The organism is Bacillus sp. RB3, from assembly GCF_030164735.1.
Classification (GTDB): domain Bacteria; phylum Bacillota; class Bacilli; order Bacillales; family Bacillaceae_G; genus Bacillus_A; species Bacillus_A cereus.
Window position 1 is genome coordinate 241,323 of sequence record NZ_JASNGE010000002.1, and the last position, 25,870, is coordinate 267,192.

A 25,870-nucleotide genomic window follows, 5' to 3' on the forward strand; every position below is an offset into this window, starting at 1 on the left:
TTCTTGTTAAATTGCTTTTATTTTATAAAAGAAGCAATATTTATGTAAAAACACGAAGGGATGTGTTACATATGTCTATAAATATTATTTCAATAGTATCTATCATAATATGGATTGTGTTAATTACAGAACTTATAAAACCTTCAAAAGAACAGAATGGACGAAAAATAGTAACTTTAGTAACTGCTGGTTCCGCATCAACACTTATTTTGACGGTTTCATTTATTCAAAATATCCCGTTTTGGAATTGATAGTGATATAACTAACAAAAATATGTATAAATAAAAAGATTAGGATTCACTCCTAATCTTTTTATTTTTTGAGGTAACACCATATGCCTAGCAAGCTAAGGTCTTGAAATAGCCCCTAAACAAAATTTGAAATTTTTCTAAAGTTATTTATGTGAATTTAACTCGTTTTCAGGAACATATATGGTCCTTTTATAATTTGAAGTTCTTTTTAAGCTTCTTATATTTTCTATACGAACGTCTAACAATGTTTAACATAAAATACGGTATTTTAACCGGGAAAGGCAATTTATATATGAAAGGAAAATAAAAGGTGAAATATGCCTTTTCTAGATCTCTCCACTTACTATCTTCTTTTGTTTTTAAGAAATCAGATACATCGACTACATATCCCCTTCCTTTTTCCATCATCACATTTTTCCCGTGAACATCACAAGGAGTTAACCCTTGTGCCCTCGCATACTCTAAAGCCTCATTAATATCAAGTATTACTTGCTTAGGAATTTTAATACCCTTATGAATAGCATCGTATAAGGTAATTTCTTTTAAACGTTTCAATACTATGAAATTTTCCCCTTTATATATAAGCTTTGAATAAGAAGGATGATCTCCAATTCTTCGGTATACTTCTGACTCTTTTTCAATTCCTTCTCCTTCTCGCACGTAAACTTTCACTACCCAATCTTTGTATTCTTTGTGCATGAATACTGCGGCATAATTACCTGTTCCTAAACACTTCCAAAGTCTAGGAATATCTTTAACTACTACAGGCTCGAATTCATCCTCACTTCTTATACTTACCTCTTTTAATAATTCGTCATTTATCAATCCCACAAAACTATTTATACTCATCATTCCCACTCCGGTTTTGCTAAAAGGGGGCCTACCCACATTTTAACGAAAATATACACTAAGCGAATTTTAGCATAAAACGAGTCAGCTTTCTTCCTAAAATAAAAAGCTGACTCGTTTTATTTGAACTGTTGAATACTTAATATTTATTCCGTTATTCATAGCCAAAAACCGTACGATATAAAAATATTTCTAACTATTTTCATTTTTTCAGAGGCAACTGTATAGGGCTTTTCTTAGTGCAAGTTCTCTTCGTTCATTACCCATGTCAAATCTATAAAACATTGTTTAGAAGTGTAGCAAGGGTTTGTTAATGGTTCAATTCTTCTTCCACAACTATTTTTGTTAGCAAAAACTTTTATTGTTTTAATAGTCTTTTGTTTAATTCCCACAATGCTGTTTTGTTGCTATCCCATTTCAAAAGCGTTACTGCTTCCTCAAAGCATAACCATTTATAATTAAAGTGTTCTTTAGATAATGATATGTTTTTTGTAGGGACTTTAACTCCAAAAGAAAATTCTTTTATTACATAAACCTCTTCTCCCCAAAGGAATCCTCTAACTACATCCTCTACTGGTAGTGAAGACACAGAATCTAATTGTATATATGGACATTCTCTTGTAATACCAGCCTCTTCAAACGCTTCCCGTTTTGCTGATTCAATAGGAATCTCACCGACTTCTCCGCCACCAGCTATTCCTTGCCAATAACTATAATCACTTCGGTTGAAAATAGCATATTGAATGGAATCAGTAGTTTTTATATAAGGAAATATCAATACTTGATATGGCGCTCTCATTGCTTAAGCTCCTCTCAAAAATAAGTTTTAAATAAATATAAATAAAGAGCCGACATCACAATTCTACATTATTAATGCAGGTTTATAATGTCGGCCTTCTATTTTTAAAGAATTTTATTTTTCATAAACAGGCTTACTCTTAACAGAGGGAAAACTGCTTATTCCTTGTCGAATTTGTTTAGCATGGTTCTTCCTAAATGTTAGCAGTACCCTATATTATTCAATTGCGCCAGCAACATCATAATCATTTAAATCTAACTCAATTGGTTGTCCCAGCGCTAATTTAGCAAGTTCCGCTCCTAAGTATGGACCAGCTGTTAAACCCGAAGCTCCTAATCCATTCGCAACGAGAATTCCTTCAAAGTTAGGTAGTGGTCCGATAACAGGTAAGAATCCTGGTGTGAATGGTCTGAATCCAACTCTCGTTTCAAGCATTGTAGCATTTTCTAAGCCAGGTGCAACTGCTAATGCCTTATGGAATACTTCATGTAAACCACCTGCTGTTACACGATGATCGAAACCAGTATCATTCTCATGTGTTGCACCAATTACGACATGCCCATTGTCAAACGTTAAAATATATTGATCGTTCGGTGGCATAACAACTGGCATATTTTCTGTTGCTGTATTCTCGATTTGCAGATGAACAATTTGTCCTTTTTGGAATGTAACTAAGAAATTAATTCCTAATGGATTCAAGATTTCATTCGCCCATGCGCCTGCAGTTACAATAACCTTTTCCGCTAAGATTGTTTCATCGTTTACTGTAACTCCCGTAACATGATTTCCTTCACGGACTAATATGGCATCGCCTTTTATGAAAGTTGCACCATGTTTTTTCGCAGCACTTATTAATGCATTGCGTAATAATCTTCCATTTACTCGTGCAGCACCACTAATATGAACAGAACTATATTCGTCTGATAATGCTGGGAATAATTTTTTTGTTTCTTCAGCTGATAAGCGAGTGATTTCACCAATCTCTGGGGCATCTTCACGTCGTTTATAAGCTCGCTCTTCCATTTGATCTAACTTTTTCTCGTCAGTATGTAAACTAATTGCACCTACACGATTATATCCTGTGTCAGTTTCACCGTCTTCTTCTAATTGCTGAATTAACGAAGAATAGTAACGTGCACCGCCTTTAACAATTTTATACCATGCTTTATTACGACGCTGCGATAGCCATGGACATACAATACCTGCTCCTGCATCAGTTGCTTGTCCTAATTGTTGGCGATCCACGATAGTAACATTCGCACCTGCCTTAGCAAGATGATAAGCAGTAGACGCTCCTAAAATTCCAGATCCAACTACAATATACGATTTCATTTCAAACACCTTTTCTCTTTTACTAATTATATAAATATAAGAACATTCCTTAGTATAATGGAAGGAATGCTTTTTTCAATGTACTCATCACAATTAATTGTTGCAGCATTGTGACTTTCTTAATCATTATTTTTTCTTCTTACGGAATAATTCAATTGTTTTATAGCCTTGTGAAAGGATCTCTATCATTTTCTCTAGACGTTTTTCACGTGTTTTTTCTTGTTTTACAGAAAAAAGATTACGTGCCCAATCTTTCTGATATCCAGGCGTTAAACTTTGATAAAACTTAAGTTCATTCGGATGATTAGCTAATAATGCTTCAACATCTTTAATTCGATCTGCATAATCGGCAACACATTGACTCATAGCAGATGTTTTCGTTGTTTTTTTCTTCTCGCGTTTTAAACCTACAACAGTAAAGACTTCATCCATACTTACCATTCGTGCAAATTTAATGTCGCTTTCTCCCACATAACCATCTTCTCCAACGTTTAATGCCGGAAACATCTCATCACGGTGAATAAACGTACTATAACGAGCATTACCTTTTTTCGGATATGCGAAGAATACGTAACCTTTTTCAATTAGTAATTCTTCATTACTAATAATAAAATTCGTTTGTTTCACCATTTCATCAAGCGTTTCTACAAATATAAAGATAGCATCGTGTTCTTTTGAGAATGCAGTTTCTTTACCTGTAAAAATGTCATAATCACTTGGTTCGTTAATAACGACCATATTTGTATACTTATTAAGTTTCAATTTATCAATAACTGACATAATAATCTTCCTTTACATTCAAAATTCATTGTACATACTTTTTCGTACTGTTCTAGTGTATTATATGTATTAAGAAAATCAAACTTTAAATCGTATTATTCTGCTGCAAAAGAACATAATTCTTTACTAGATGGGGTGGTTTTATGCCATATGTAATTCGAGATGAAGGGCTAGTTTTACAAGGGGATGATGGAAAAGAACCAATTTTTCATACATATGAAGAAGCTGAGAAAACATTAAAAACACTAACTATACCGCAGTTTCCGAAACATATTAGAAGAAAACCATTTACACCAAAAATAATAAAGATAGCCGCTTCTGAATAAGAACCGTCTATCTTTATTATTCATAACTTAATAGCAAATAAAGTATATAAAAACTCTTTATATTGATCTTCTGTAATTTCATGCTTAGTTTTTTCCCCACGAATAGCTTCAGTTAAACTTGTATTCGTTAATGAAATATGACCGGAGTTCGTCAACTTTACTGCAATTGGTCCTTTATTAAAAATAGACTTCTCATCTTCTATCACTCTTCTTTGAACATCGTTTACTATTATCTCATCAATATTATGTTTATAAAAAGCATGACAAACTTTCCATTCTCCATCAGTATCTATTCTTTCTAAAACATAATTTCCCTTACTCGTATCTTTTCGTCTCACCCGGTACGAACCATTTTTTGAAGAAACAGACTTACCAGTAAAAGGTACAGGAACAAGAGGTACTAACGAAGCTATACCTACATCAATTAAATACTGTACATTATCATAAGTTAAAATAATTGTTATATGGCCATCCTCAAGTGCCCATGCATTTATATCGTTTTTATAAACCGTACCTAATGCCAGTTGTACATCATAGCCACAGTCTCTTAAGAAATAGTAAAAAAGAGTATTTAATTCGTAGCAAAGTCCACCACGGGAACTAGTTAAAATTTTCTCTCGTAAGTTTTCCAGAGAGATTTGATTCGTATTTCGTGCTATAACATCTAAATTCTCAAATGGTATAGTGTGTGCAAATGAAAAGAGTATAGTAGGTAATTCTTCAAACGTTACTTCATTACGTTTTTTAAGATTTAATCTTGTGAAAAGCTGATTTTGTAAACTTGTCATAATTAGCACCCCTTAAAAATTTATAAGTTTAAATAATATATGCTGATTGTAAATTTTAAGGGGCACTGTAACAATGTACATTTCATTTAACTGTACCGGTACAAAAATTACGATTCACGAGGTAAATTAATAGAAAGCGTCATTACAAATGTCTTTTCTGTAATTACTTCTTTTTGAGGCAAATCAAAAGCTACGAATATAAATTTAATAGTTTATCTATAGGAAAATTATTAATATCACTTAAATCAACAAAATAGTGAAGTTGCCACGTTTGGCTCCTTTTAGCTTGATTGCTAACAGTGGTATCCCAAACAGGATAAATTCTCATTGCCATTTTCCCTGTTTGACTTTGTGTTCTCAATATTTTTTCTTTAAGAAGAATCTCTTTAGGAAAAATAAATTGTCCTAGTTTATTATCAGCAATACAAGTGATTACTAATAAATCAGGAGCAGCTTCATAAGAGAAAGCTCTATTTCGCATATTTTCATCTTTCTCCCAAAAAGAAACAAATTGACCAATTTTATTAGGAGTAACTTTTGATTTTCTAAAACGAATGGTTTTGTTATTTAAGTGGAATAAACATCCTGCATATTCTGCGTTTTGCTTTTCTTCTTTTAGATTCGTAATCATTAAATTGTTAGGTTTGTAAACTATATTGTTTAAATCTCGGATCGTATCATTAAAATTGTTCAAGAAAACGCCCCCTTTATTCATCTCTTAGTTTACCACAAACATCAGTTCTTCTATATCGTATATAATCATGAACTAAGTGAAATGGAGGAATTTAGCAGGATATAATTATTACTTTAATGTACTTAGTTTTTCAATTGCTTGTTGTTCAGTTGCTAAGTAAAAAATATCTTTTCCTTTATTACATTCATAAATAAAATCCTTTAAGCTTTTACTAGTATACATAGAGAAATCTCCAACAATAGCAATCTTTACCTTGTAGTTTATAAACTTTTGAAGGATATCGCCCGCAAGCCGTGTTTTTAGATCAAAGAAATCTTCACTTATTAAAGATTTATGGATAATAATATGTTTCGCATCTACCTCATATTGAACTGTTGCCATAGTATCTAATGCAGACTGAACATCCGATATTAATACCTTATCGTTCCTAATGACCGCAATATTGATTCCATCGATTACTACTTTCTTTATTTCCATAGTCCCACCCCTTTATAATTTACACAGTATGAGTAAAATTGTTTTACAAAACTTCGTATTAATCATAGATTAAATTAGCCTCAGCTATTAAAATGGCCTCTATTTTTTGTTGTAAATATATATTTTTTTATTACTAATACGGTCAATGAAATTAATGATAGTTTCTCTTTTTTTTATATTTTTGAATATATATATGGAATTACTTTTACTTGTTATAAAAATATTGTGGAGTAACATAACTTAACAAACTATCCAAAGTGTTAATCTCGGCATATGGTTGTATATTGGTAGTATTCTTAATTTTCTGAGGGTTAAACCACACACCTTTTATATTTGCATTTTGAGGACCAGCAATATCCTTTTCTAAGTCATCCCCAACAAATAAAGTATTTTCCGGTTGTAAATTTAGCTTATCTAATGCTAGTTCGAATATACGTTTATCAGGTTTACTAAATCCCACTTCTTCAGAAATAATGATTGTTTCAAAATACCTATTTAAATTCGTGTTAAATATTTTAGCTTTTTGCCTCTGAGTTGAGCCATTTGTTATAATTCCAACTTTAAAGTGCTTCTTTATTTGATTTAAGAAATGAATAGTATTTTGGTCTATTGAAAAACATCTAGGGAAATTATTATTCCAAAAATCTTGGATGTAATTGCGTGGCAATCTATACCTTGGCGTGAATTCATCAAACAATGATTCTAAAACTGTCGTTTTATTACTTATGCCATATTCTCTTTTATCGTATTCTTTGAATTTCTGTAACATGTTGCTTTTAGCCGCACCATCTACATTTTCATAACACTTTTCTAAAACAATTAAAAATAATGCCTCTACTGCTTTATCCCTATCAAGTAATGTATCATCTAAATCAAACAGCATCGCTTTATAACCCATCAAATAATTTCACAACCTTTCTCGCATGATTTAAATAATCCTTAGTTCACACCTTAATCGTTTACTAAATTAGCAAAAAACTCTAAAGTTTGTGAAGTACACTCTATAATTTCGCTAGCTTTTTTTATATTGAAATTCATTTCCGTTTCCCCTTCTAGTAAGTAGCGAAAGTATATGTTCACACAGTTTAAGAAATCACATGCAGTTCCTAATATTATACATTGGTTTTTTAGAAATATAAATCGTTCAGCTTTTCATACGATAAGTTTTTTCAAGCATACAATTATTTTTTCATAAAAAGGAATATGGCTAATCATATTTTTTTGGAGAATACACATTCTTGAAAATGAAGCTAATACGTTAAACGTCCTATGAAGTTCCTATTGTATCTCCACATAAACTCCAGATAGTACGGCTATAATGACTACCAGAGGTGATATTATGAAAAACTATCATATTCTCGTGGTAGAGGACGATCAAGAAATTCAGGAATTAATTAAACAATTTTTAATGACGCAGCATTATACAGTGATAGTCGCTTCAGATGGACTAGAGGGTATGACACAATTTAATAAGCAATCATTTGATTTAATTCTTCTAGATGTCATGATGCCCAATCTTAATGGGTTTGAAGTTTCTAAAATGATTCGAAGTCAGTCAAACGTACCAATTATTATGCTAACTGCGTTGGAAGAAGAGGAAGATCAAATGAAAGGATTCGACCTTGGGATCGATGATTATATAACAAAGCCCTTTTCATTTCATGTTTTGATTAGACGAGTCGAAGCTGTACTTAGAAGAAGTTATGATAAAAATGTAAATAATCATTTGATATTTAAAGAAGTGCGTATTGATGTGGATGCATATAGAGTATATGTAAATGACGTTGAAATTATATTAACGACAAAAGAGTTTGAAATTCTACAACTACTATTTCAAAATGAGAGAAAAGTACTCACAAGAGAAAATATCGTAGAGAAAGTCTGGGGTTACGATTATTTTGGAGAAACACGAATAATTGATACACATATTAAAAACCTACGCAAAAAATTAGCTATCCCTTATATTAAAACAATAAAGGGTATTGGTTATAAAATTGATGAATAGTATTGTGAAACTCATGAAAATGAAGCAAATTACTTATAAACTCTTTATGACTACATCTCTCATTTTATTATCCTTTGCAGTATTGATTTATTTAACTTTATACTTCTTTCTCCCTACGTTTTATGAGCAATATAAAACAGATCAACTTCAAACAGGGATAAACGAAATCATTGATAAGTCTAAAAATCTTACGTTTCAAGATGCGATACCACTTTTTGATGAATACGCCAAAAAAAATAATGCGATGCTTTATCTTCAAAATAAAGAAGGAGTAATTATTTACTCTCCTTCATTTTCTTTTATTCAAAGTGGTACGCAAAAAACAGTAGTTACTAAAGCAACACGATTCGAGAATGCAAGTACCCTCAGCAATTCATATAATGTTACGAAACCAATTCAATTCCAAGATGGTAGTTTAACGCTTATAGTGTTTGCTACATTTCAACCGATTGATGAAGCTTCACAGGTTTAGTACGCTTTCTCCCCTATATTAGTATCATTGTGCTCGTTATTGGTATAGGGAGTGCTTATTTTTATTCCAGGTTTATTACAAAGCCACTTATTTATATTAATGAAGGTGCACAAAAGATGGCAAATTTAGATTTCTCCGAAAAAATTGAGGTTCGCTCTACAGATGAGTTAGGAGAATTATCTAATAGTTTGAATGAGATGTCTATTAACTTACAACAAGCTATGTTTGATTTAAAAAAAGCAAATGAACAATTAAAAAATGATATTGAAAAAGAAAGAGAAATAGAAACAAAACGCAGAGAGTTTTTTGCGATTGTAGCACATGAATTAAAGTCCCCTCTTACTGTAATGAAAGGATACTTAGAAGGAATGATATACAATATTGGCCCTTATCAAAATCGCGATCAATATTTAAAGAAGAATCATCAAATTATTGAAAGTATGGAACAATTAGTTCGTGAAATTTTAAGCGTATCGAAATTAGAACAACACACCTTCAAACTAAAAGTAGAGAAAGTTAATCTTTCAAAATTAATAGGTACAATTACAAAAGATCTCGAATTTTTTGCTTCTCAAAAAAACATCGAAATAATAAAAGAAATTGATTTTGACCTTTCTATTTATACAGATTGTGCTCTTTTAGAAAAAGCATGTAAAAATATTATACACAATGCGGTTATGTATTCACCACATAATGAAAAAGTCTATATAAAGTTAAGTGAGGATTCGAAACAAGGTCAAATCAAAATGCAAATTATAAATACAGGTGTCAATATTAAAGATGAAGATTTACAACAAATTTTCAAACCATTTTATCGAATTGAAAAATCAAGAAATCGAAATACTGGAGGAAATGGTTTGGGGCTATATATTGTTAAACAAATTCTTGAAACACTAGATATAAAGTATTCAATGAAAAATATGGAACATAGTGTGCAATTTTGCATGAGTATTCCATTATCTAAACATAAAAACAAACAAACTCTCCTTTAAATAGGACGAGTTTGTTTGTTTTTATAGTAAGTATAAACTTATTAACAGGTTTTTCATTTGATGATATGTATGTTCTTAGAGCTGCTTTTGATAAGCAATCTATGCAAGATCTTCTTGGGAATTTAATAGTTGTTCGCCAATCTACCCTGCATTTACTTAGAAGCTTAGATAAAGAAGCTTGGTCACAAAGAGGAAATGCGAATAATTCTGAAGTTACAGTTCGTGCATTAGCATACATTATTGCTGGTCATGAGCTTCATCATCTTCAAATTATAAAAGAACGTTACCTTGGTTCTGATTTATATCCAGCAACTTAATATTTGAAGAAAATGAGTCCTATTTATGTAGTGCTCTTTTTCAGTATTTATAACGAATTAGCGCTTAGAACCATGGCAATTAAATGCATTTATTTATAAAATTCACCACATAATATTTATGCTATCCCTTCTTATTCTGTACATAATTTTCTTTAGGCTGATATACTATAAACGCAATAGTTCTGGAAAGGTGATGATAGTATGTATGAACAACAAAATAATAGAGATAGAGATCAAAAAATGATGTTTTCTATGCAAGGAGTTCCCACAAATAAAATTAACATGCATCAATTACCTAAATGGATTAGAATTTTTGGCTATTGTGCGTTTGGTTGGATAATAGTATTTAGTTTAATTATGATTGTAGGTTTAATTCTGCAATAACTATACAGAGTAGGTAAACGGGACGATATTTAGGTCATACATCTAGGTAATGTCCCGTTTTTTATGTGTGATTATCCCATGATATAGGTAACCAATTATAATAAAACGGGAACAACAAACTATTTTAACATTCAGTACAGGGAGACCATTTTGATTATGGCTTGATTTTATTATAAATCAAATATAAGCTTTTGAAAGGTCTAGATTTTGAAAATTATGTGAATTAAAAAGCTACGATGTTTATATTAGATTTCATTTACGACCAACTTCTTCTTACTTAAATACACTGCACGATCTGATTTTTTAGCAACCTCCTGTGAGTGCGTCACAACAATAATGCATTTATTCTCTTTATGTGCAAGTTCTTGAAATAGTTCTATTATATCCATTGCAGTTTCCTCGTCGAGGTTTCCTGTCGGCTCATCTGCAATCAGTAAATCAACATTACAAGATAGTGCTCGAGCAATTGCTACACGCTGTTGTTGTCCGCCGCTTAGTTGCAGGACGTTTCGTTTCGCTTCAACTTCTGTGAGTCCTACCCTTTCTAACAATTCTAATGCTCTTGCTGTTTTATTTTGCACTTTAACACCCGTAATTTCCATTGCTGTTAAGACATTTTGAAGAGCTGTCATATAGGTTATCAAATTATAAGATTGGAAAATTACAGATACATTTTGATTACGGTATCGATCCAAGCCAATTTTTCTAATATCTTTACCATTATACAGTACATAACCATTTTTAGGGACATCCAGTCCACAACCTAAGCTCAGAGTTGTGGTTTTACCAGATCCAGATGGTCCTAAAATCGTGTAGAAATGTCCTTTTTGAAAAGAAAAGTTAACATTATCTAGTATCGCTACATTTTTCCCATTACTTTCATAATAATAATCCAAATTTTTAAACTGTAAAATCGTCTCCATATTAAGCCTCCTCATTCATCTTTTAAAAGAATTTGTTTTGGGTTTAAACGTAGAATAGATAATGCTGGAAGAAGCGTTGCTATTATAGCAATAGCTAGTCCAATTCCACCCATTTTCCCTACATCTTCTCCTGTTACACTTACATCAATTTTATCAATTGGATCTTCTTTTTGATTTTGTAGAGTACCACCAGATCCAGCCATCATTACAGTACCATGTTGCGAAGTATCTGTTTCTTCGCTTGCAGTAGCAATTTCATTCGAAAGTAAATTATCTCCGATATATTGAGTAACTTTAGCTCCTGTTGTTATGGATAATCCAAATGCTAAAATAGCGACACACACTACTTCTACTACGAATTGCGCTATCAATTTCCACTTTTTCTCTCCAATAGACAATAGAATTCCCATTTCTTTACGACGTCCTTTAATTGATAGCATAATGATTAATCCTAAAATAATTGCACCTGCAATCGATACAATATAAATAATCATTTGAGAAGTCGAAGAGATATTTTCGATAGGACCAATCATTTGCTTGTACAATGAATCATGCGCATCTAATTTATAATAATTAAAATCAATGTTAGATTTTTTTGCTTCTTTTTTAAATGCATCAATATATTGTGGATCATTCAAGAAATACACGACTTGACCACTACTTATACCTTGGTCTACTTCTAATTTTTTCATAGTTGAATGCGGCATATATAGTTTATTAGCTGGATCCATAATAGGAGGAGCCTGTTGACCCATTGCTTGCTCATTTGTTTCATAAATGCCGATAATTTCAACCTCAAGAGTTTCCTTCTTATCCCCTGATTGTACTTTAACTTTGTCTCCTACTTTCAAATTGTTTAATTCCGCTAATCGTTTTTCCATTAAAGCTACATTCTGATCTTTCATTTGCTCTGTTATTGGTTTTCCATCAATGATTTTACTTTTTCCGTTTTTAAAGCTTTCTTGTAATGCAGTCTTGCGAACTCCCTCAATCATAAAAGAAGCATTCATATCTATTTCTGTACCAGAGCTTGAACCGCCTCGCGCAGCCGTCATTCCCACTTTACCTTTTCCTTCTTCTTCTCCTTCTGAAGCTCCTACTAGTTTAAGCCCATCAGAAATACCGAAAGTGTTAGCTATGTAATTATAATCTTTTACATACTTGGACTTCGCTAATTGATCTGTTTCTTTTGCATCGAGCTGCGGCGGATTTGGCATTTCTCCAGTTTCCTTAGCTTTTTGACCTATTTTGTCGAAATCAAGACTTAAAGTAACATCTGCACCAAGTTTTTTTCTTGCAGCATCCGCTGCTTTTTTTGATGCATTTTGGATTGTGAAACCTGAAAGAACCAAATTTGTAACAATCAGAAAAACTGCCATCAAAATTAATGATGTTCCTATCCTTTTTTTCATACTGAGAATTGCTCGTTTCATAAAATTCATTTTTCTTACCTCCTTGATAACTTGTATTCTATATAGGTTATCTAGAGTTTATATGGAGCTAATCGGTAGTTTAACTAGAGATATAAGGAGTTTATGTGTAGTTATTCATTTACCTGTTCAAGAAAAACTAGAACACAAATTCAAAAATGCAGTCGTTTTTGAATATTGGTAAGGAGTTAGTCAATTTAAGAGACTTATAGAAAAGAGAGGTTAAGCTTAATTTAATGTATATAATATAAAAAATATATTTATTGTATAATTTCTATACAATAAATATAGAGAAGCTATTTGTGAATTTCTAGGATGGGAATTGTTAAAGTTCCTCATAGAAATTACATCTTTTAATAAGAAAAGAAACAAGTTAACATTCTTTTATAAGGATAAGAATATTAACTTACTTCTTAAATTTTAGTATAAATTATTTATTGTAAGCTTTATAATATAATATGCAAATTTATCACCTATTTTTATAATTCAAGCACCTACTATTAGGAAAAGAGAATATTTCCTAATTAATTTAAAACATAAATTTTGTCTATGTTTTAAACAATATGTATTTTGGAGGAGGTTAATTTGATTTTTTCAAAACTCATTGATCGGTACGCCTTATATGATTTACACAAAAAAAGAAGTGTAGCGTTTCAGTTTACTTCCCTTTCTAACACTTCATTAAATATAAAGAACATAGAATCTTTTTATAAAGTAAAACCATCACATTTTCATTTTGACATTAAGCATTCAAAGCAGGAAAATGAATACATGATTGGGCAATTCAACTATAAAAGTTCGGTTCAATCCGGTGATTCACACAACGACTCTGTAACTGGGGAATTATTCTTACATGAAAATGAAAATGCACCTCATGTTATCTTTGTTCACGGTTGGAGAATGGATTCTAACGAACGTGTGAAAAAAATATTCCACGATCATATGACCAGCCTGAAGTGGAATATGTATTATTTCACTCTACCCTATCATTTTGAAAGAAAACCCGATCAATCCTTATTCAGTGGAGAGTATATGGTAAGTGCAAATATTGAACGAACATTACAAGCAACTAGACAAGCGGTAGCTGATTTACGAGCTTTGATTAAATGGATTAAAGCAAATAAAAAGGGGACCCTGATTCTAATAGGAATTAGTTTAGGCGGATTTATTACTAACTTAACCTCTCTTGTTGAAGAAGAAATTGATGTGTTAGCATCCATTTTCTATGCAAATCGACTTTCTTATTCTATTTGGAATACAACTCCAGGCAAATTTATTAGAGAAGACTTGGAACATCATGGTGTTACGTATGATGATTTAATAGATTATTGGAAAATCACTGAACCGAGTCAAGCATTGCCAAAAGTAAAAAAAGAAAATATTTTATTAATTTCAGGTAAGCATGATCTATATGTGCATTCTGAGGATACAGACTACTTGTGGGAATCTTGGGAAAGACCTACACGATATATTTATAAATGTGGGCATGCCGGGATCGTTCTTAAACGTAAAAAAATTGCAACTGATACTATTGATTTTATTCAAAATCGATTGAACTCCTCACACTTATCCAATGTCATGCCTTAAATTGTGAGATTACTAAGTACAAAATCTTATACTTATATTGTTATATTTTTTACTAGTCACCTTTGTAAATCTTAGCCCCAAGCCTTACACGATTGAAAATGAAATAAAATAAATAACTAAGGAACTAATTTACCATATGGAAAAACATTGCTCAGCATTTTCACCAGTGGTCCCTGTATATGCAATATTACATACAAAAATCTTTATGTATTACGTTATTAATTTAAAAATAAATTATTCATCCATAAATCTATACCATCCGTATTTACAGTTATGGATACCCTAATTACATATGAAAAAGAGAGAAGAACATTGGTTAGTTCTTCTCTCTTTGTTTATTTTTAAGATAACTATCTATAAAATTTTGCTTTTCATAATTCTTCATGAGTCTAGAAAAGAATCTAATCCTTTTCTAGACTCAAAAAGAAATTTTTCTAATGTACATAATTACAACGACATTAAACCACTTTGCTCTTAAATCCACTACTTGTATTATTGATTGCATGAAACTCCTTCTTGAGAAAGGTTTTAGTTTCCGAATATTCTGTTGACCGTTATAACATATCCAATTTACAATTTAATTGTGGTGTTCTTTCACAATTAAACTACTTAGAATACACTTCATTTATTTGAAAACAATTACAAATAGAGGTGCTAAAATGAAAACTAGAGTAAATCCAGAATTATTACAAGGGTTAGAGATGTTTCCGGATCTCGATTTACGCCCAGAAAATTTGCAATCAATCAGAGAAGGAATAGCTCAAATGAGACCACCTACCGTTGTTGATGACTCTCTTTCTTTAACAGATAAAGTCATTGTTGGGCCTGATGATAATCCGTTACCATTACGAATTTATCGTCCAAAATCAAATCATGAATCTTTACCTGTCTTATTATGGATACATGGTGGAGGTTATATCTTAGGGTCTATAGATGATAACGATGATACTTGTATGAGGTTTGCAAAAGAAGCTAGCTGTGTGGTCGTGTCTGTAGACTACCGCTTAGCACCTGAACACCCTTACCCAGCACCAATTGAGGATTGTTATTCAGCTTTAAAATGGATTGCTGATAATGCAAAGTCATTAAACATTGATTCGAATCGAATTGGGGTTGCAGGAGTAAGCGCTGGCGGTGGACTAACAGCAGCATTATCATTATTAGCACGAGATCGAAAATATCCTTCAATTTGTTTACAAATGCCACTATATCCAATGATTGATGACAGAAATGATACACCTTCAGCGAATGAAATTAAAGAGGGATTTGTTTGGAACCAAAAGGCAAATGAAGCTGGCTGGAAAATGTATTTAGGAGAAATGTATGGAACGGATCAAATCCCTGCCTATGCAGCACCTTCTCGAGCTGAGGATTATAGTGACTTACCGTATACTTACACATTTGTTGGTCAATTAGATCCATTCCGCAGCGAAACATTAACCTATGTAAGCAAACTAGCACAAGCTGGTGTTGATGTGGAGTTTCATTTATATCCAAATGCCTATCACTGGTTTGAAGGGTTAAATCCAAATGCCGATGTATCTATTTATGCTGTGAACGAAATAGTACAAGCAATAAAGACTGGTTTCAAACGAGTATCCAAGGTTGAGGCTTAATCCCATTACAAGAGAAACACTTATAAATAGTATATATGTATTTATCATTTAAATATAATAGCCGATTCTAAATAAGAATCGGCTATTATATTTAAAATCCGCCTAATATATCAAGGTTGAGAAACAGATATAAGATGTTTAGGCGATGTGTTTATTTCCTCTGCTAATGCTTTTATGTTCATCATGATTTGAAGTATTTCTTCTTTTGTGGTTCTTGGGTTGATAGAGCAAAGTCGAATTACTACTTTTTCTTTTAATTTAGTCGTACTTAGCATAGCAAATCCTCTTTGATTAATTTCTTCCACCAATTTTTTGTTTATTTCATGAATTGTATCTGTAGATGTTAGCTCACATGGAATATAACGAAAAGTAACAATTCCTAATTGGGCAGGTGTTACTACTTCCCAATCTTTTTCTTTCCTTAAAAACTCTTCAACTTGTTCAGCTAGCATAATGCCATGATCAATTGCCTCACGAAAAGCTGTAACTCCGAATGCTTTAAAAGAAAGCCATACCTTTAATGCTCTAAATCTACGAGAAAGTTCAATTCCACGTTCCCCAAAATTCACTTTTTCTTCTATATTAGTTTCTGTATCCTTAATATACTCTGGGATCATACGGAATGTTTCACTTAAATATTGGCTATTTCGAATAAGTACACAACCAACATCATAAGGCTGAAAAAGCCATTTATGCGGGTCTAACGTTAAAGAATCGGCACGATGAATTCCACTTAATAACTCCCTTCCTTTTTCACTGAGAATTGCTGCAGCCCCATAAGCCCCATCCACGTGTAGCCATATATCTTCATCACCACATACATCAGCCAATTCATCGAGGGAGTCCACCGCTCCGCAATTCGTTGTCCCTGCATTAGCAATAACACAGAATGGTTTTTTCCCTTTTAATCGATCTTCTTTTATTTGTTTTCTTAAAGTACTAACTAAAATTTTTAAGTCTTCATCTGTCTCAATTCGGCAAATTTGATGCTGTTTAAAACCTAATACTTTAAGTGCTCGATCTACAGAAAAATGAGTTTGGTTAGAAAAATAAACAATCGCATTTTCTATGTCATTATTCAGCTTGACCTGTCTCGCTACAGTAAGTGCAGTCAAATTAGCCATGGAACCACCACTGACAAATAGTCCTTCAGCTGAATCAGGGAATCCTAGCATTGATTTTAACCAGTTAATTGTCGTTAATTCAATTTGTTCGGCACCTGCACCTACTATCCAAGCTGTAGGAAATACATTAAACCCACTTGCTAAAAAATCTGCTAATACACCAACATAATTATTAGGACCTGGCACAAAAGCCATAAAATGAGGATGATCCACATGAGTAATTTGATTAAACACATTGTTATTAAGAAAATGAAGTAATTCTTTTGGATTAGATCCGTTTTCCGGAATCGTTTCAATTAGCTTGTCTCTAAAAATATTACTATCAATCGTTTCTGAAACTGGTTTACTTTTTAAATGATTCATATGATCAACAATCAAGTCAACCGCTTGATATCCTAACTGACGCATTTCTTCGGCTGATAACTGTAATTTTTTTGTCATTTGATTTACTCCTATTCTATTTAAAAAGGCGAGTTCTTGCTCGCCTTTTCATTTTTTATAATTTGTAATCACAAATTGTTTGTATTGGATTTTGAAGAATCGTGTTGATTAACCCATGGATGTGATTTAATATTTCCTGTATTTTCTCTGCTTCATATACCGTTTGATCATATCCAAACTTTATTGTAAGTCTTTCTTCAGGGAAGCACATAATTCCATACTTTACATGTGGCTCATCAACAACTTCGTAATCCGTGATAGCAAAATGTCTGTTTTCATTTGAAGAAAAGATTGCTGGATTAGTTGGATAGTTTTCAAAAACCCAAAGATGGTCAGTCAACTCAGTTTTTAATTCACTTTGCTTTTGTATATCAACAAATGAATAGTATGCATACTCATTACATTTCAATGTCTCTAGTTGTACCTTTTGCAGGAAGTCCACAAAAGATTGCGTTTCTGTCCATGCTAATCGGATAGGCAAAACATTTGTGAACAGACCGAACATATTTTCAATTCCTTCTACTTCGGGAGGTCTGACTGATACTAGATTAGGCAATACTACTTCTCTCGTTCCGTTGAATTTGCCAAGCAATATTCCCCATACAGCTAGTAATGCCGTATTCATAGTTATATTATTTTTAGTTACAAATGTCTGTAACTGATTAGTCAAATCCTTGTCTAATGTTAAATCCATAAAAGTGAAGTTTAACCATTCACTTTTAGATGGGACTTTCTTTTTAGGAATACTAATTTTCTGATTGTATCCTGATAAATAATCTCGCCAAAAATGACGTGCTTTCTCATGATCTTGTGCCAAAGTCCAATCTATAAATGTTTCAAAAGGTTTTACCATGGGTAACCCCGCCGTAGTTCCGGCATTTGTAGTTTCGTAGAGCTGGAATAATTCGTCTATCAAAATGCTGACGCTCCAACCATCACATAATAGATGATGGGAACTCCAAATTACTTTATGCTCGTTATTACCTAGTTGGAATATACAGATACGTGTCATAAGTTCATCATTTTTAAATCCTCGACTTAAATTTTCATTCATCCACTGTTTTAGGAATTCTTGCTGTTCTTGTTTCGTCATCTCAATCAAGTTTTTTATTTCTGAATTTATTTGAACATCATATAGAACAGCTTGCCAAGGTTTTGCTTGTTCATCTTGCACAATTATTGTTCTTAAAGAATCATGACGATCAACTAATTGTTGGAAACACTGAATAAAGAGTTTAATATCCAGCTCCCCCTCAAGTGCCCAAATTGTTTGTTCAAAATATGCATTTGTATCAGGTTCATTCGTAGCATGCTCATAAATAACTTCCTGGAAAGGTGCTAACGGGTAAATACGTTCTATTTTTATATCCGGCATTTTTTCTTGTATTTTGTTAAGTGTATGTTGATTAAGTTGTTTATCTTTAACATTTAGTAATGTAGCTTTATTATCGTTCATTATGTTTACATCATTTGTTTGTGAACTTGAAAACTGGTCTAGCTTTTTAACAAATTGAACCATGTCCCTTAATATAGGAAATGAAAATATATTTTTTGGTTCAAGCTCGAATCCTTGTCGATACAGTCTGACGGACACTTGAATCGCTTTTATCGAATCTCCACCTAAGGCGAAGAAATGATCATTTACTCCAACTTGATCTATTTTGAGTACTTCTTGCCAAATACTAGTTAATATTTTTTCCATTTCAGTTTTTGGGGCAATAAATACTTCATTTTTTTGTTTCTCCGGAGTAGGTAGCGCTTTTCTATCTAATTTCTCGTTTGGAGTCAGGGGTAATTGGTCCAAATAAACAAAATAAGAAGGAATCATATAATCTGGCAAGTGATCTCGCAAATGCTTTCGTAGTTCTGTTGTACTAATATTTTGCTCAGTTACCACATATGCAACTAAAAATTTTATTCCGTTCTCATCTGTTTGATCAATTACGACAGCATGTTCGACTTGTTTATAAGTTAGAAGACAATGAGAGATTTCTTCTAACTCTACTCGATATCCCTGAATTTTCACTTGGTAATCTTGGCGGCCTAAAAATTCAATATATCCCTCAGAATGCATTTTTCCACAATCTCCTGTTTTATATATAAGACCAAAATCAGGATGTGACACAAACGCTTCATTTGTTTTCTTTTCATCATTTAAATATCCTTTAGCAAGGCCCACTCCCCCGATATATAAATCTCCAATTACACCAACAGGGCACATTTTCTTTTCATAGTTCAACACATAATACGTTTGGTTTGCCAAGGGCATCCCGTATGGAATACTATTCCAATGTGATTCCACCTGTTTGACCGGATAATAAATTGACCAAATCGATGCTTCTGTTGCCCCTCCTAGTGAGACTACTTCTGCAATCGGAAAATGTCGTTTTATTTTTTCTGGTAAAGAAAGCGGAATCCAATCTCCACTATGTAAAACTAAACGTAAAGAAGGATATTCAAAATGAGAACCTACTTGCTCCAATGCCAAATCCATGATTGCAGGCACTGTATTCCAAATTGTAATCCCTCTACGTTCGACAGTGCGGATTAATTCTTGCATGTCTCTCGGATCACGAATCATTACTAACATTGCACCTGTGCTTAAAGCTCCGAAAATATCGTATACAGATAGGTCAAAACACATGGAAGAGATACCAATAATACGATCATCTTCATTCACCTCATATTTTTGATTTATGTCTTGAATAGTATTTGTAACCGCTTGGTGAGTAATAATTACTCCTTTTGGTTTTCCTGTACTTCCTGAAGTGTATATAATATAGGCAATATCTTCTGGACCAGCAATAGCGGGCATATCTTCTGTTGTATAAAATGACAAATGATTTTCTTCATAAAGACTAGGTTCTAATAAAAGCTTGCATGAGCTATTTTTTAAAATATATGTTTGGCGATCTAAAGGATGATCGGGATCAATCGGAACATAAGCGGCACCTGATTTTAAAATACCTAACATATTAACAATTGTGTCAACTCGCCTTTTTGCTAAAAGACCCACTTTGTCACCTAGACCAATACCTTGCTCTTTTAAGAAGTGGGCAATTTGATTAGAACGTTTATGAAGTTCCGAGTATGTTAACCATTCTTGTTCAAATACCACTGCTACTTCATCCGGCGTACGTTTTACTTGGTCTGTAAATAATTGATACAGAGTAGTTGAAGATATTTTTTCTGTTGTTTCATTGTATTGCTTAATTAAAGTTTGATCCGATTCTTTCATATGCAAAGATGTTATATCGCTTTGTTTCACCAATTGTTCCAATAAGTCAACAAATTGGGAAAACATTGCTTCTATTACATCAACATCAAACAACTCTTCAACATAGTTCCAGCTAATTAATAACTCTCCATTTTTTTCAATTACTACATTATCCAAATACACTTGTGGAGTCCGAGCATGAATATAGCGAAGAGAACCAAGTTGTTCCCAAGAGAAAGCACCTGCACCTGCTAACATCGAGGTGAAAACGATTGGCATAACTGCTTTTGGCGTCATTTGATGATATCGAGTAAAATCTCGAATAAAGTTAACTCCATCGTAATGACGATGTTCAAGGCCATCTAATAAAGTAGCTTGCGTTTCTTTTACTCTAGTAAAGAAAGTTTGCTCTGGTTTTACATCAACATCCAATAAAATAAGTGATGTGAAATCTCCAACAATCTGTTCTACTTCATCATGAACAGGATAACGGTTAAATACAGTCAAGTTAATTGCTAATCGACGTTGATTACTCCAATATGCCAACACATCACCATATATTGTACAAAGTAGAGCGGAAGGCGTTACCTCTTTCTCTTGTGCTAACTTTCGTAGCTTTGTCCATTTTTTATTATCCAGGATTTTTGTAAGTGATTGGAATTTAGGAGTAGCAATCTCTGCTGGATCCTTTTTTAACAGCAAAGAAGGTGCAAACGGAAAGTCAGGAAGCTTACTTGTCCAATAATCTTTTGCTGTTTTATATTCTTCGCTTTGTTCCATTTCATCATAGATAAACATATAATCTTGAAAATCAAAAGATAAAGATTCTAATTTTTGATTTGGTTTATAATAATAATGCAACAAATCCTGTCCAACAATGTTCATGCTTGCTCCGTCCATTAATAAAGCATCGTATCGAAAACATAATAAATACGTGTCTTCTTTTAAAAGAAAAGCTTTCAATTCAAACAAAGGCCATTGCCCAAAGGGAATACATGGTTAGTCATTCGAGAACGCTCTTCTTGTAAGCGAGCATGTTGATTCCTATCATCTAAATCTATGAGACTCACTATTTCAATCTCGTAATCAGGAACGCTTTGTAATATTTGCTGTTTTCCCTCTGGTAAAATTACAGCTCGCAACATTGGATGACGATGAATTACCTTTTGAAAACTTTTTGAAAGACGATTGATATCCAATGCTGTTTCATATTCAAAATATGTTTGAGGTGAAATACCGCTTAATTCAAACTGTGAATTCCGTCCTATCATATACGCTGTCTGAACTTCTGTTAAGGAAAATGGCTTAGACAAATCTTTAACATGAGTTGGTCTACTTTCAAGGTTTTCCTCTTTATGCTCTAACTTTACACAAGAACTCAATTGAGCGATTGTGGGGTGCTTAAAAAAATCTGTTGTACTTATTTTTAAGCCATCTTTTCTTAATAAATTAATTACCTGAAGTGCTTTAATAGATTCTCCTTTTAATGCAAAAAAATTATCATGAATACCGATTCCCTCAATCTCCATAACTTTTTCCCATGCACGCACTAATTTTTGTTCAATTTCATTGCGCGGAGCAACGTATGGAATTGATACATAATCCGTTTGTGTTATATCCAACAATCTTTTTCTATCCACTTTTCCATTTGGATTCAATGGAATCTCTTCTACCTGAATCATTTTTTCAGGAATCATAAACTCAGGTAATTTATCACTTAAATATTTTCTGATTTCACCAAAAGACACCTTGTTATCCGATACATAGTAGGCAGCTAATAATTTCCTATTTCCATACACTTGATCAACAATGATAGCCTGGTTTATTTCTGGATATTCCCTTAATTGAGTTTCGATTTCTCTTAATTCAATCCGATACCCCCGAATTTTCACTTGATGATCCATTCTACCTAAATATTCAAGTTCTCCATTAGGCAACCAACGAACGAGATCACCTGTATGATACATCATTTCCCCTGCCGCAAAAGGACTCGGTACAAACTTTTCATCTGTCAGTTTATTTTTACCAAGATACCCTCGTGCTACCGCTACGCCAGCAATGCAGAGTTCACCGGGAATTCCAAATGGTTTTAATTGGCCATACTTATTCAATATATAGGAATGATAATTCGGGTTAGGTTTGCCAATCGTAACTTCTTTGGAAGTGCTCAAGTCTTTTACTGTTGCGCAAATGGTTGTTTCTGTGGGACCATAAATATTTAAAATTGTTGCTTCACTGATACAACGAATTTTTTCAACCAAATCAATGGAAAATGATTCTCCTGCTAATAAAATAGATTTTAAATCTTTTAGAAAAATCGCCCATTCTGGATCACTCAAAATCACTTCCATTCGCGATGGCGTTGATTCCCATAAATCCACCTTATGTTTTTTGACCAAATGAGACAATTCTTTTGTTGCAAACTGGTCCTCTGTAGCAATTACTACTTTTGAACCTTGCGTTAAAGGAAGACATATTTCTAACAAGGAAATATCAAAAGATACACTAGCAAGAAACAAGAATGATTGATTAGCTTTTACTTTTTCTCTCATTACATTTAAAAAATGAACTAGCGATTTTTGTTCTATCATTACCCCTTTTGGATTTCCTGTCGATCCTGATGTGTAAATAACATAAGCTAAATCATTAGGATTATGTTCTCGAACTAAATTACTTTCTTCACCTTGAAAAAGATATTCTTTATCAAGATACAGTACTTCACCTGCAAATTGTGGCAATACTTCCTCTGTTCGCTTACTAAGTAAATATTTTGCTTGACTATCTTGTAACATATATTCAATTCGTTCAGTTGGGTAGTTAGGGTCGATTGGTAAATACGCTGCTCCTGCTTTTAAAATCCCCATCATACCAATAATCATTTCTAATGACCGATCTACCATAACGCCAATAATACTTTCTTTTGAAACACCTTTATTTTGAAGAATAGAAGCCAATTGATTCGCTTTCTTATTCAATTCTCTATATGTCAAAGATTGATCATTACAAACAACAGCAATTTGATCTGGAGTTTTTAATACTTGCGCTTCAAACAAATCTTGAAATGATTGAAACAAGTCTATGCCCGTTTGAAAAGTATTCAATCCTTCTAACAACTCTTTTTCTTCTTCTGCAATAATACAAATATCTTTCAATGCCAAATTCGGATTTTGTGAAACTTGCTTTAAAACATAACAATACGAATTGGCAAACTGTTGCAAAGAAGAGAATGAACGGGACTTGCAAGAAATTTGAAATTCAAATTCATTATGTATTTCATTCCATTTTCTTCGTATCCATAGGGCTAAATTATTCTCTGCGTATTCTTCTAGCGAATTTTCATTATGTAATCCTTCCATCCCGATTACAATTTGAAAAGGAGTTAAATTGTGTTTAACTAATAATTCAGAGAGCGGATACTCCTGATTTTCATACCCGAATAAAGTCGTTTGTTCAATCTCATTTACTAATTGTTTAAAGGTGTGATGCGGCTGGATTTCACTTCCTAAAGGAATCAACTTATTAAGATTCTCACTTTGTTCAAGATTCTTTTCAATTATAGGAATACCAATAGTAATTCTTTCTTGATCTGTATAATGTGCCAAACAAACCCTTAAAGCGGCTTGAAACCAGCTAAATAATAATAAATCTTGAGACTTACTTATTTTTTGTATACTTTTACTAAATTCTACATTCACTATGACTTGAACGTATTCACAAGGTGTTTCTTTATTTAGTTGGTAATCGCTATTAAATTTAAATACAGAAAAATCGAGAATCTCGGAAGATAATTGCTCCTTCCAAAACGCTTCTACTTCTTTATTTTCATGAATCGAACTTCGATCTTTAATGTGCATTTTTATCTTTATCCCCCTAATATTCATTTCTTCTACTCGTTAATTTTTAAACCAACTTCAAGCCCATGGAGAAACACTTGATGATTATCCAAACATAAAAATTGCTGAATATCTTCAAATTTCATATGACCAACTGAACAAACCCCTAAATTTAATGTCTCAGCAACCATATTTAAGGTAGCAGTGATAATGCCTGACTCAATACAAGCAAATAAATATCCATCTGAACCGTATTTCGGGATGGAAGCGTTCGCATTATAAACCAAATAAACTGAGAAGGCAGATTGAGTAAATAAATCCTGATTAATTAACTCATGATCACTTTTGATTACTTGATCAATGTTGTTTACAATCACAAGACTATTTTTTGATGGGTTATAATAATAAAATCCAGCTTTCATATCCTCTATACGTTTTGGTTTTACATAAACAAAGATATCAATGGGATAGAGCCCGCCTGCACTTGCGTAATGATAGTATATTTTTTCTTCCCTAACCTGTTTTAGAGTTGATAAGAATCGGGAAAATTCCGAAAAACTAATATGTTTTTCCATATCAAATTGACGACAAGACCTACGTTCCTTGATTATAGTAGGTAGCTCATTTGTTGTTTCAAGTTGAATTTCGGTCGACCGTGCAGCAACGTGCGTGCGATTTAATTGTTCACTCATATACTTATCTAACTTTTCTTTAGAAAAGCGAATCTGGTTGCTATATGGATTTGAAAAAATCTTTTCTTGTGAAGAAAATACTTCTCTTGGGTGTAATATATTACTTACTAACACACGATTTTTTATCATGAGCTCTATGTTTTTTTGTGTCTCTTCTACATTTCCTAACGAAAAGCGCTCTACTAGTTCACTAATTTTCACACCTTTTTGAGCCATAAAATAAAAATCTGGAAACCACTCAGACAGAATACCTGTAAATCTCATTTCCCCTATCAAAACTTCATTATGCAACTTCTCCCAATGCTTAATCGGAGACCAGTAATAAATTTTCTCGCTCATATAACCCTCCATAAACGTTTAACTTATTTTTGAAATGCAATTTTCTAATTTACAAAAATTTTTTCGGATTCTGCTCCTTGTCTCATAGTGATTATAAATACATGCACTTTAACGAAACTTGAAAATAATGAAATAACTTTTTCTTCATTAAAATTTTTTATTTCATCATAAAAAATGATTTCTTTTTGGATATTTCACATCC

19 protein-coding genes and 3 pseudogenes are annotated in these 25,870 nt (G+C 32.6%); 8 read left to right on the plus strand and 14 right to left on the minus strand.

Features of this window, described 5'->3' with window-relative positions; genetic code table 11:
• Positions 1 to 71: 71 nt before the first annotated feature.
• Positions 72 to 251, plus strand: coding sequence for a hypothetical protein (locus QO049_RS04125; protein WP_000026325.1), 180 nt, complete (start codon positions 72 to 74; stop codon positions 249 to 251).
• 189 nt (positions 252 to 440) lie between these two features.
• Here the strand turns inward: QO049_RS04125 and QO049_RS04130 are convergent, their stop codons facing one another.
• The 4 genes from QO049_RS04130 to QO049_RS04145 all read right to left on the minus strand — a co-directional run bounded on the left by QO049_RS04130 (position 441) and on the right by QO049_RS04145 (position 4,011).
• A complete protein-coding gene (locus QO049_RS04130; RefSeq protein ID WP_000026532.1) occupies positions 441 to 1,100 on the minus strand; it encodes a protein kinase family protein in 660 nt (219 codons plus the stop codon).
• A 358-nt stretch (positions 1,101 to 1,458) separates the two neighbouring features.
• A complete protein-coding gene (locus QO049_RS04135) occupies positions 1,459 to 1,899 on the minus strand; it encodes an NUDIX hydrolase (RefSeq protein ID WP_001202618.1) in 441 nt (146 codons plus the stop codon).
• A gap of 216 nt (positions 1,900 to 2,115) precedes the next feature.
• On the minus strand, positions 2,116 to 3,231 hold the full coding sequence (locus QO049_RS04140) for an NAD(P)/FAD-dependent oxidoreductase (RefSeq protein WP_000844386.1): 1,116 nt from the start codon (positions 3,229 to 3,231) through the stop codon (positions 2,116 to 2,118).
• A gap of 126 nt (positions 3,232 to 3,357) precedes the next feature.
• Positions 3,358 to 4,011 carry a YdeI/OmpD-associated family protein gene (locus tag QO049_RS04145; protein ID WP_000110844.1) on the minus strand — a complete coding sequence of 218 codons (654 nt, stop codon included), beginning with the start codon at positions 4,009 to 4,011 and terminating at the stop codon, positions 3,358 to 3,360.
• 143 nt (positions 4,012 to 4,154) lie between these two features.
• Here QO049_RS04145 and QO049_RS04150 point away from each other — a divergent pair, with 143 nt between their 5' ends.
• Positions 4,155 to 4,337 (plus strand): hypothetical protein, encoded by a 183-nt coding sequence (locus QO049_RS04150; protein WP_001147161.1) that lies wholly within the window; start codon positions 4,155 to 4,157, stop codon positions 4,335 to 4,337.
• A gap of 20 nt (positions 4,338 to 4,357) precedes the next feature.
• On the opposite strand, the gene QO049_RS04155 is transcribed toward QO049_RS04150, so the two are convergent.
• From QO049_RS04155 to QO049_RS04170, 4 genes are all read right to left on the minus strand, one after another.
• Complete coding sequence (locus QO049_RS04155; RefSeq protein WP_000202805.1) at positions 4,358 to 5,125, minus strand: arylamine N-acetyltransferase family protein; 768 nt, start codon at positions 5,123 to 5,125, stop codon at positions 4,358 to 4,360.
• A gap of 190 nt (positions 5,126 to 5,315) precedes the next feature.
• Positions 5,316 to 5,819, minus strand: a complete 504-nt coding sequence (locus tag QO049_RS04160; protein ID WP_048567628.1) for a MepB family protein — start codon at positions 5,817 to 5,819, stop codon at positions 5,316 to 5,318.
• A gap of 108 nt (positions 5,820 to 5,927) precedes the next feature.
• On the minus strand, positions 5,928 to 6,296 hold the full coding sequence (locus QO049_RS04165; RefSeq protein WP_000403462.1) for a DUF4180 domain-containing protein: 369 nt from the start codon (positions 6,294 to 6,296) through the stop codon (positions 5,928 to 5,930).
• Positions 6,297 to 6,501: 205 nt separating this feature from the next.
• On the minus strand, positions 6,502 to 7,194 hold the full coding sequence (locus QO049_RS04170; protein WP_246963070.1) for an HAD family hydrolase: 693 nt from the start codon (positions 7,192 to 7,194) through the stop codon (positions 6,502 to 6,504).
• A 441-nt stretch (positions 7,195 to 7,635) separates the two neighbouring features.
• Here QO049_RS04170 and QO049_RS04175 point away from each other — a divergent pair, with 441 nt between their 5' ends.
• The 4 genes and pseudogenes from QO049_RS04175 to QO049_RS04190 all read left to right on the plus strand — a co-directional run bounded on the left by QO049_RS04175 (position 7,636) and on the right by QO049_RS04190 (position 10,466).
• Positions 7,636 to 8,301 carry a response regulator transcription factor gene (locus QO049_RS04175; RefSeq protein WP_000800726.1) on the plus strand — a complete coding sequence of 222 codons (666 nt, stop codon included), beginning with the start codon at positions 7,636 to 7,638 and terminating at the stop codon, positions 8,299 to 8,301.
• Positions 8,302 to 8,314: 13 nt separating this feature from the next.
• Positions 8,315 to 9,765: pseudogene (locus QO049_RS04180) on the plus strand (sensor histidine kinase).
• Positions 9,766 to 9,806: 41 nt separating this feature from the next.
• A pseudogene (locus QO049_RS04185) lies at positions 9,807 to 10,082 on the plus strand (DinB family protein); the annotation flags it as partial.
• A gap of 201 nt (positions 10,083 to 10,283) precedes the next feature.
• The gene (locus QO049_RS04190; protein WP_000273232.1) at positions 10,284 to 10,466 is read left to right on the plus strand and encodes a hypothetical protein; all 183 of its coding nucleotides are present in this window, start codon (positions 10,284 to 10,286) and stop codon (positions 10,464 to 10,466) included.
• Between the two features lie 245 nt (positions 10,467 to 10,711).
• Here the strand turns inward: QO049_RS04190 and QO049_RS04195 are convergent, their stop codons facing one another.
• Both QO049_RS04195 and QO049_RS04200 read right to left on the minus strand, forming a co-directional pair.
• Positions 10,712 to 11,389, minus strand: coding sequence for an ABC transporter ATP-binding protein (locus tag QO049_RS04195; RefSeq protein ID WP_000447855.1), 678 nt, complete (start codon positions 11,387 to 11,389; stop codon positions 10,712 to 10,714).
• A gap of 11 nt (positions 11,390 to 11,400) precedes the next feature.
• Positions 11,401 to 12,831: an ABC transporter permease gene (locus tag QO049_RS04200; protein ID WP_144501410.1), complete on the minus strand. Its 1,431-nt coding sequence runs from the start codon at positions 12,829 to 12,831 to the stop codon at positions 11,401 to 11,403.
• Positions 12,832 to 13,404: 573 nt separating this feature from the next.
• On the opposite strand from QO049_RS04200, the gene QO049_RS04205 reads away from it, so the two are divergent.
• Both QO049_RS04205 and QO049_RS04210 read left to right on the plus strand, forming a co-directional pair.
• Positions 13,405 to 14,406 carry an alpha/beta hydrolase gene (locus tag QO049_RS04205; RefSeq protein ID WP_144501411.1) on the plus strand — a complete coding sequence of 334 codons (1,002 nt, stop codon included), beginning with the start codon at positions 13,405 to 13,407 and terminating at the stop codon, positions 14,404 to 14,406.
• A gap of 659 nt (positions 14,407 to 15,065) precedes the next feature.
• A complete protein-coding gene (locus tag QO049_RS04210; RefSeq protein ID WP_000857943.1) occupies positions 15,066 to 16,022 on the plus strand; it encodes an alpha/beta hydrolase in 957 nt (318 codons plus the stop codon).
• A 110-nt stretch (positions 16,023 to 16,132) separates the two neighbouring features.
• Here QO049_RS04210 and QO049_RS04215 read toward each other — a convergent pair whose 3' ends face one another.
• The 4 genes and pseudogenes from QO049_RS04215 to QO049_RS04225 form a co-directional block, all read right to left on the minus strand.
• On the minus strand, positions 16,133 to 17,587 hold the full coding sequence (locus QO049_RS04215) for a pyridoxal phosphate-dependent decarboxylase family protein (protein WP_098378656.1): 1,455 nt from the start codon (positions 17,585 to 17,587) through the stop codon (positions 16,133 to 16,135).
• Positions 17,588 to 17,642: 55 nt separating this feature from the next.
• Positions 17,643 to 19,289 carry a condensation domain-containing protein gene (locus QO049_RS30700; RefSeq protein ID WP_349816865.1) on the minus strand — a complete coding sequence of 549 codons (1,647 nt, stop codon included), beginning with the start codon at positions 19,287 to 19,289 and terminating at the stop codon, positions 17,643 to 17,645.
• 125 nt (positions 19,290 to 19,414) lie between these two features.
• A pseudogene (locus QO049_RS04220) lies at positions 19,415 to 24,685 on the minus strand (non-ribosomal peptide synthetase); the annotation flags it as partial.
• Positions 24,686 to 24,690: 5 nt separating this feature from the next.
• A complete protein-coding gene (locus tag QO049_RS04225; protein WP_033667158.1) occupies positions 24,691 to 25,668 on the minus strand; it encodes a SagB/ThcOx family dehydrogenase in 978 nt (325 codons plus the stop codon).
• Between the last annotated feature and the right edge of the window lie 202 nt (positions 25,669 to 25,870).

Bases quoted from the DNA above. Each gene is read 5' to 3' on its own strand.
- QO049_RS04125 (WP_000026325.1), top strand. From the start codon at position 72: ATGTCTATAAATATTATTTCAATAGTATCTATCATAATATGGATTGTG.
- QO049_RS04130 (WP_000026532.1), bottom strand. From the start codon at position 1,100: ATGAGTATAAATAGTTTTGTGGGATTGATAAATGACGAATTATTAAAA.
- QO049_RS04135 (WP_001202618.1), bottom strand. From the start codon at position 1,899: ATGAGAGCGCCATATCAAGTATTGATATTTCCTTATATAAAAACTACT.
- QO049_RS04140 (WP_000844386.1), bottom strand. From the start codon at position 3,231: ATGAAATCGTATATTGTAGTTGGATCTGGAATTTTAGGAGCGTCTACT.
- QO049_RS04145 (WP_000110844.1), bottom strand. From the start codon at position 4,011: ATGTCAGTTATTGATAAATTGAAACTTAATAAGTATACAAATATGGTC.
- QO049_RS04150 (WP_001147161.1), top strand. From the start codon at position 4,155: ATGCCATATGTAATTCGAGATGAAGGGCTAGTTTTACAAGGGGATGAT.
- QO049_RS04155 (WP_000202805.1), bottom strand. From the start codon at position 5,125: ATGACAAGTTTACAAAATCAGCTTTTCACAAGATTAAATCTTAAAAAA.
- QO049_RS04165 (WP_000403462.1), bottom strand. From the start codon at position 6,296: ATGGAAATAAAGAAAGTAGTAATCGATGGAATCAATATTGCGGTCATT.
- QO049_RS04170 (WP_246963070.1), bottom strand. From the start codon at position 7,194: ATGGGTTATAAAGCGATGCTGTTTGATTTAGATGATACATTACTTGAT.
- QO049_RS04175 (WP_000800726.1), top strand. From the start codon at position 7,636: ATGAAAAACTATCATATTCTCGTGGTAGAGGACGATCAAGAAATTCAG.
- QO049_RS04190 (WP_000273232.1), top strand. From the start codon at position 10,284: ATGTATGAACAACAAAATAATAGAGATAGAGATCAAAAAATGATGTTT.
- QO049_RS04195 (WP_000447855.1), bottom strand. From the start codon at position 11,389: ATGGAGACGATTTTACAGTTTAAAAATTTGGATTATTATTATGAAAGT.
- QO049_RS04200 (WP_144501410.1), bottom strand. From the start codon at position 12,831: ATGAATTTTATGAAACGAGCAATTCTCAGTATGAAAAAAAGGATAGGA.
- QO049_RS04210 (WP_000857943.1), top strand. From the start codon at position 15,066: ATGAAAACTAGAGTAAATCCAGAATTATTACAAGGGTTAGAGATGTTT.
- QO049_RS04215 (WP_098378656.1), bottom strand. From the start codon at position 17,587: ATGACAAAAAAATTACAGTTATCAGCCGAAGAAATGCGTCAGTTAGGA.
- QO049_RS30700 (WP_349816865.1), bottom strand. From the start codon at position 19,289: ATGGAAAAAATATTAACTAGTATTTGGCAAGAAGTACTCAAAATAGAT.
- QO049_RS04225 (WP_033667158.1), bottom strand. From the start codon at position 25,668: ATGAGCGAGAAAATTTATTACTGGTCTCCGATTAAGCATTGGGAGAAG.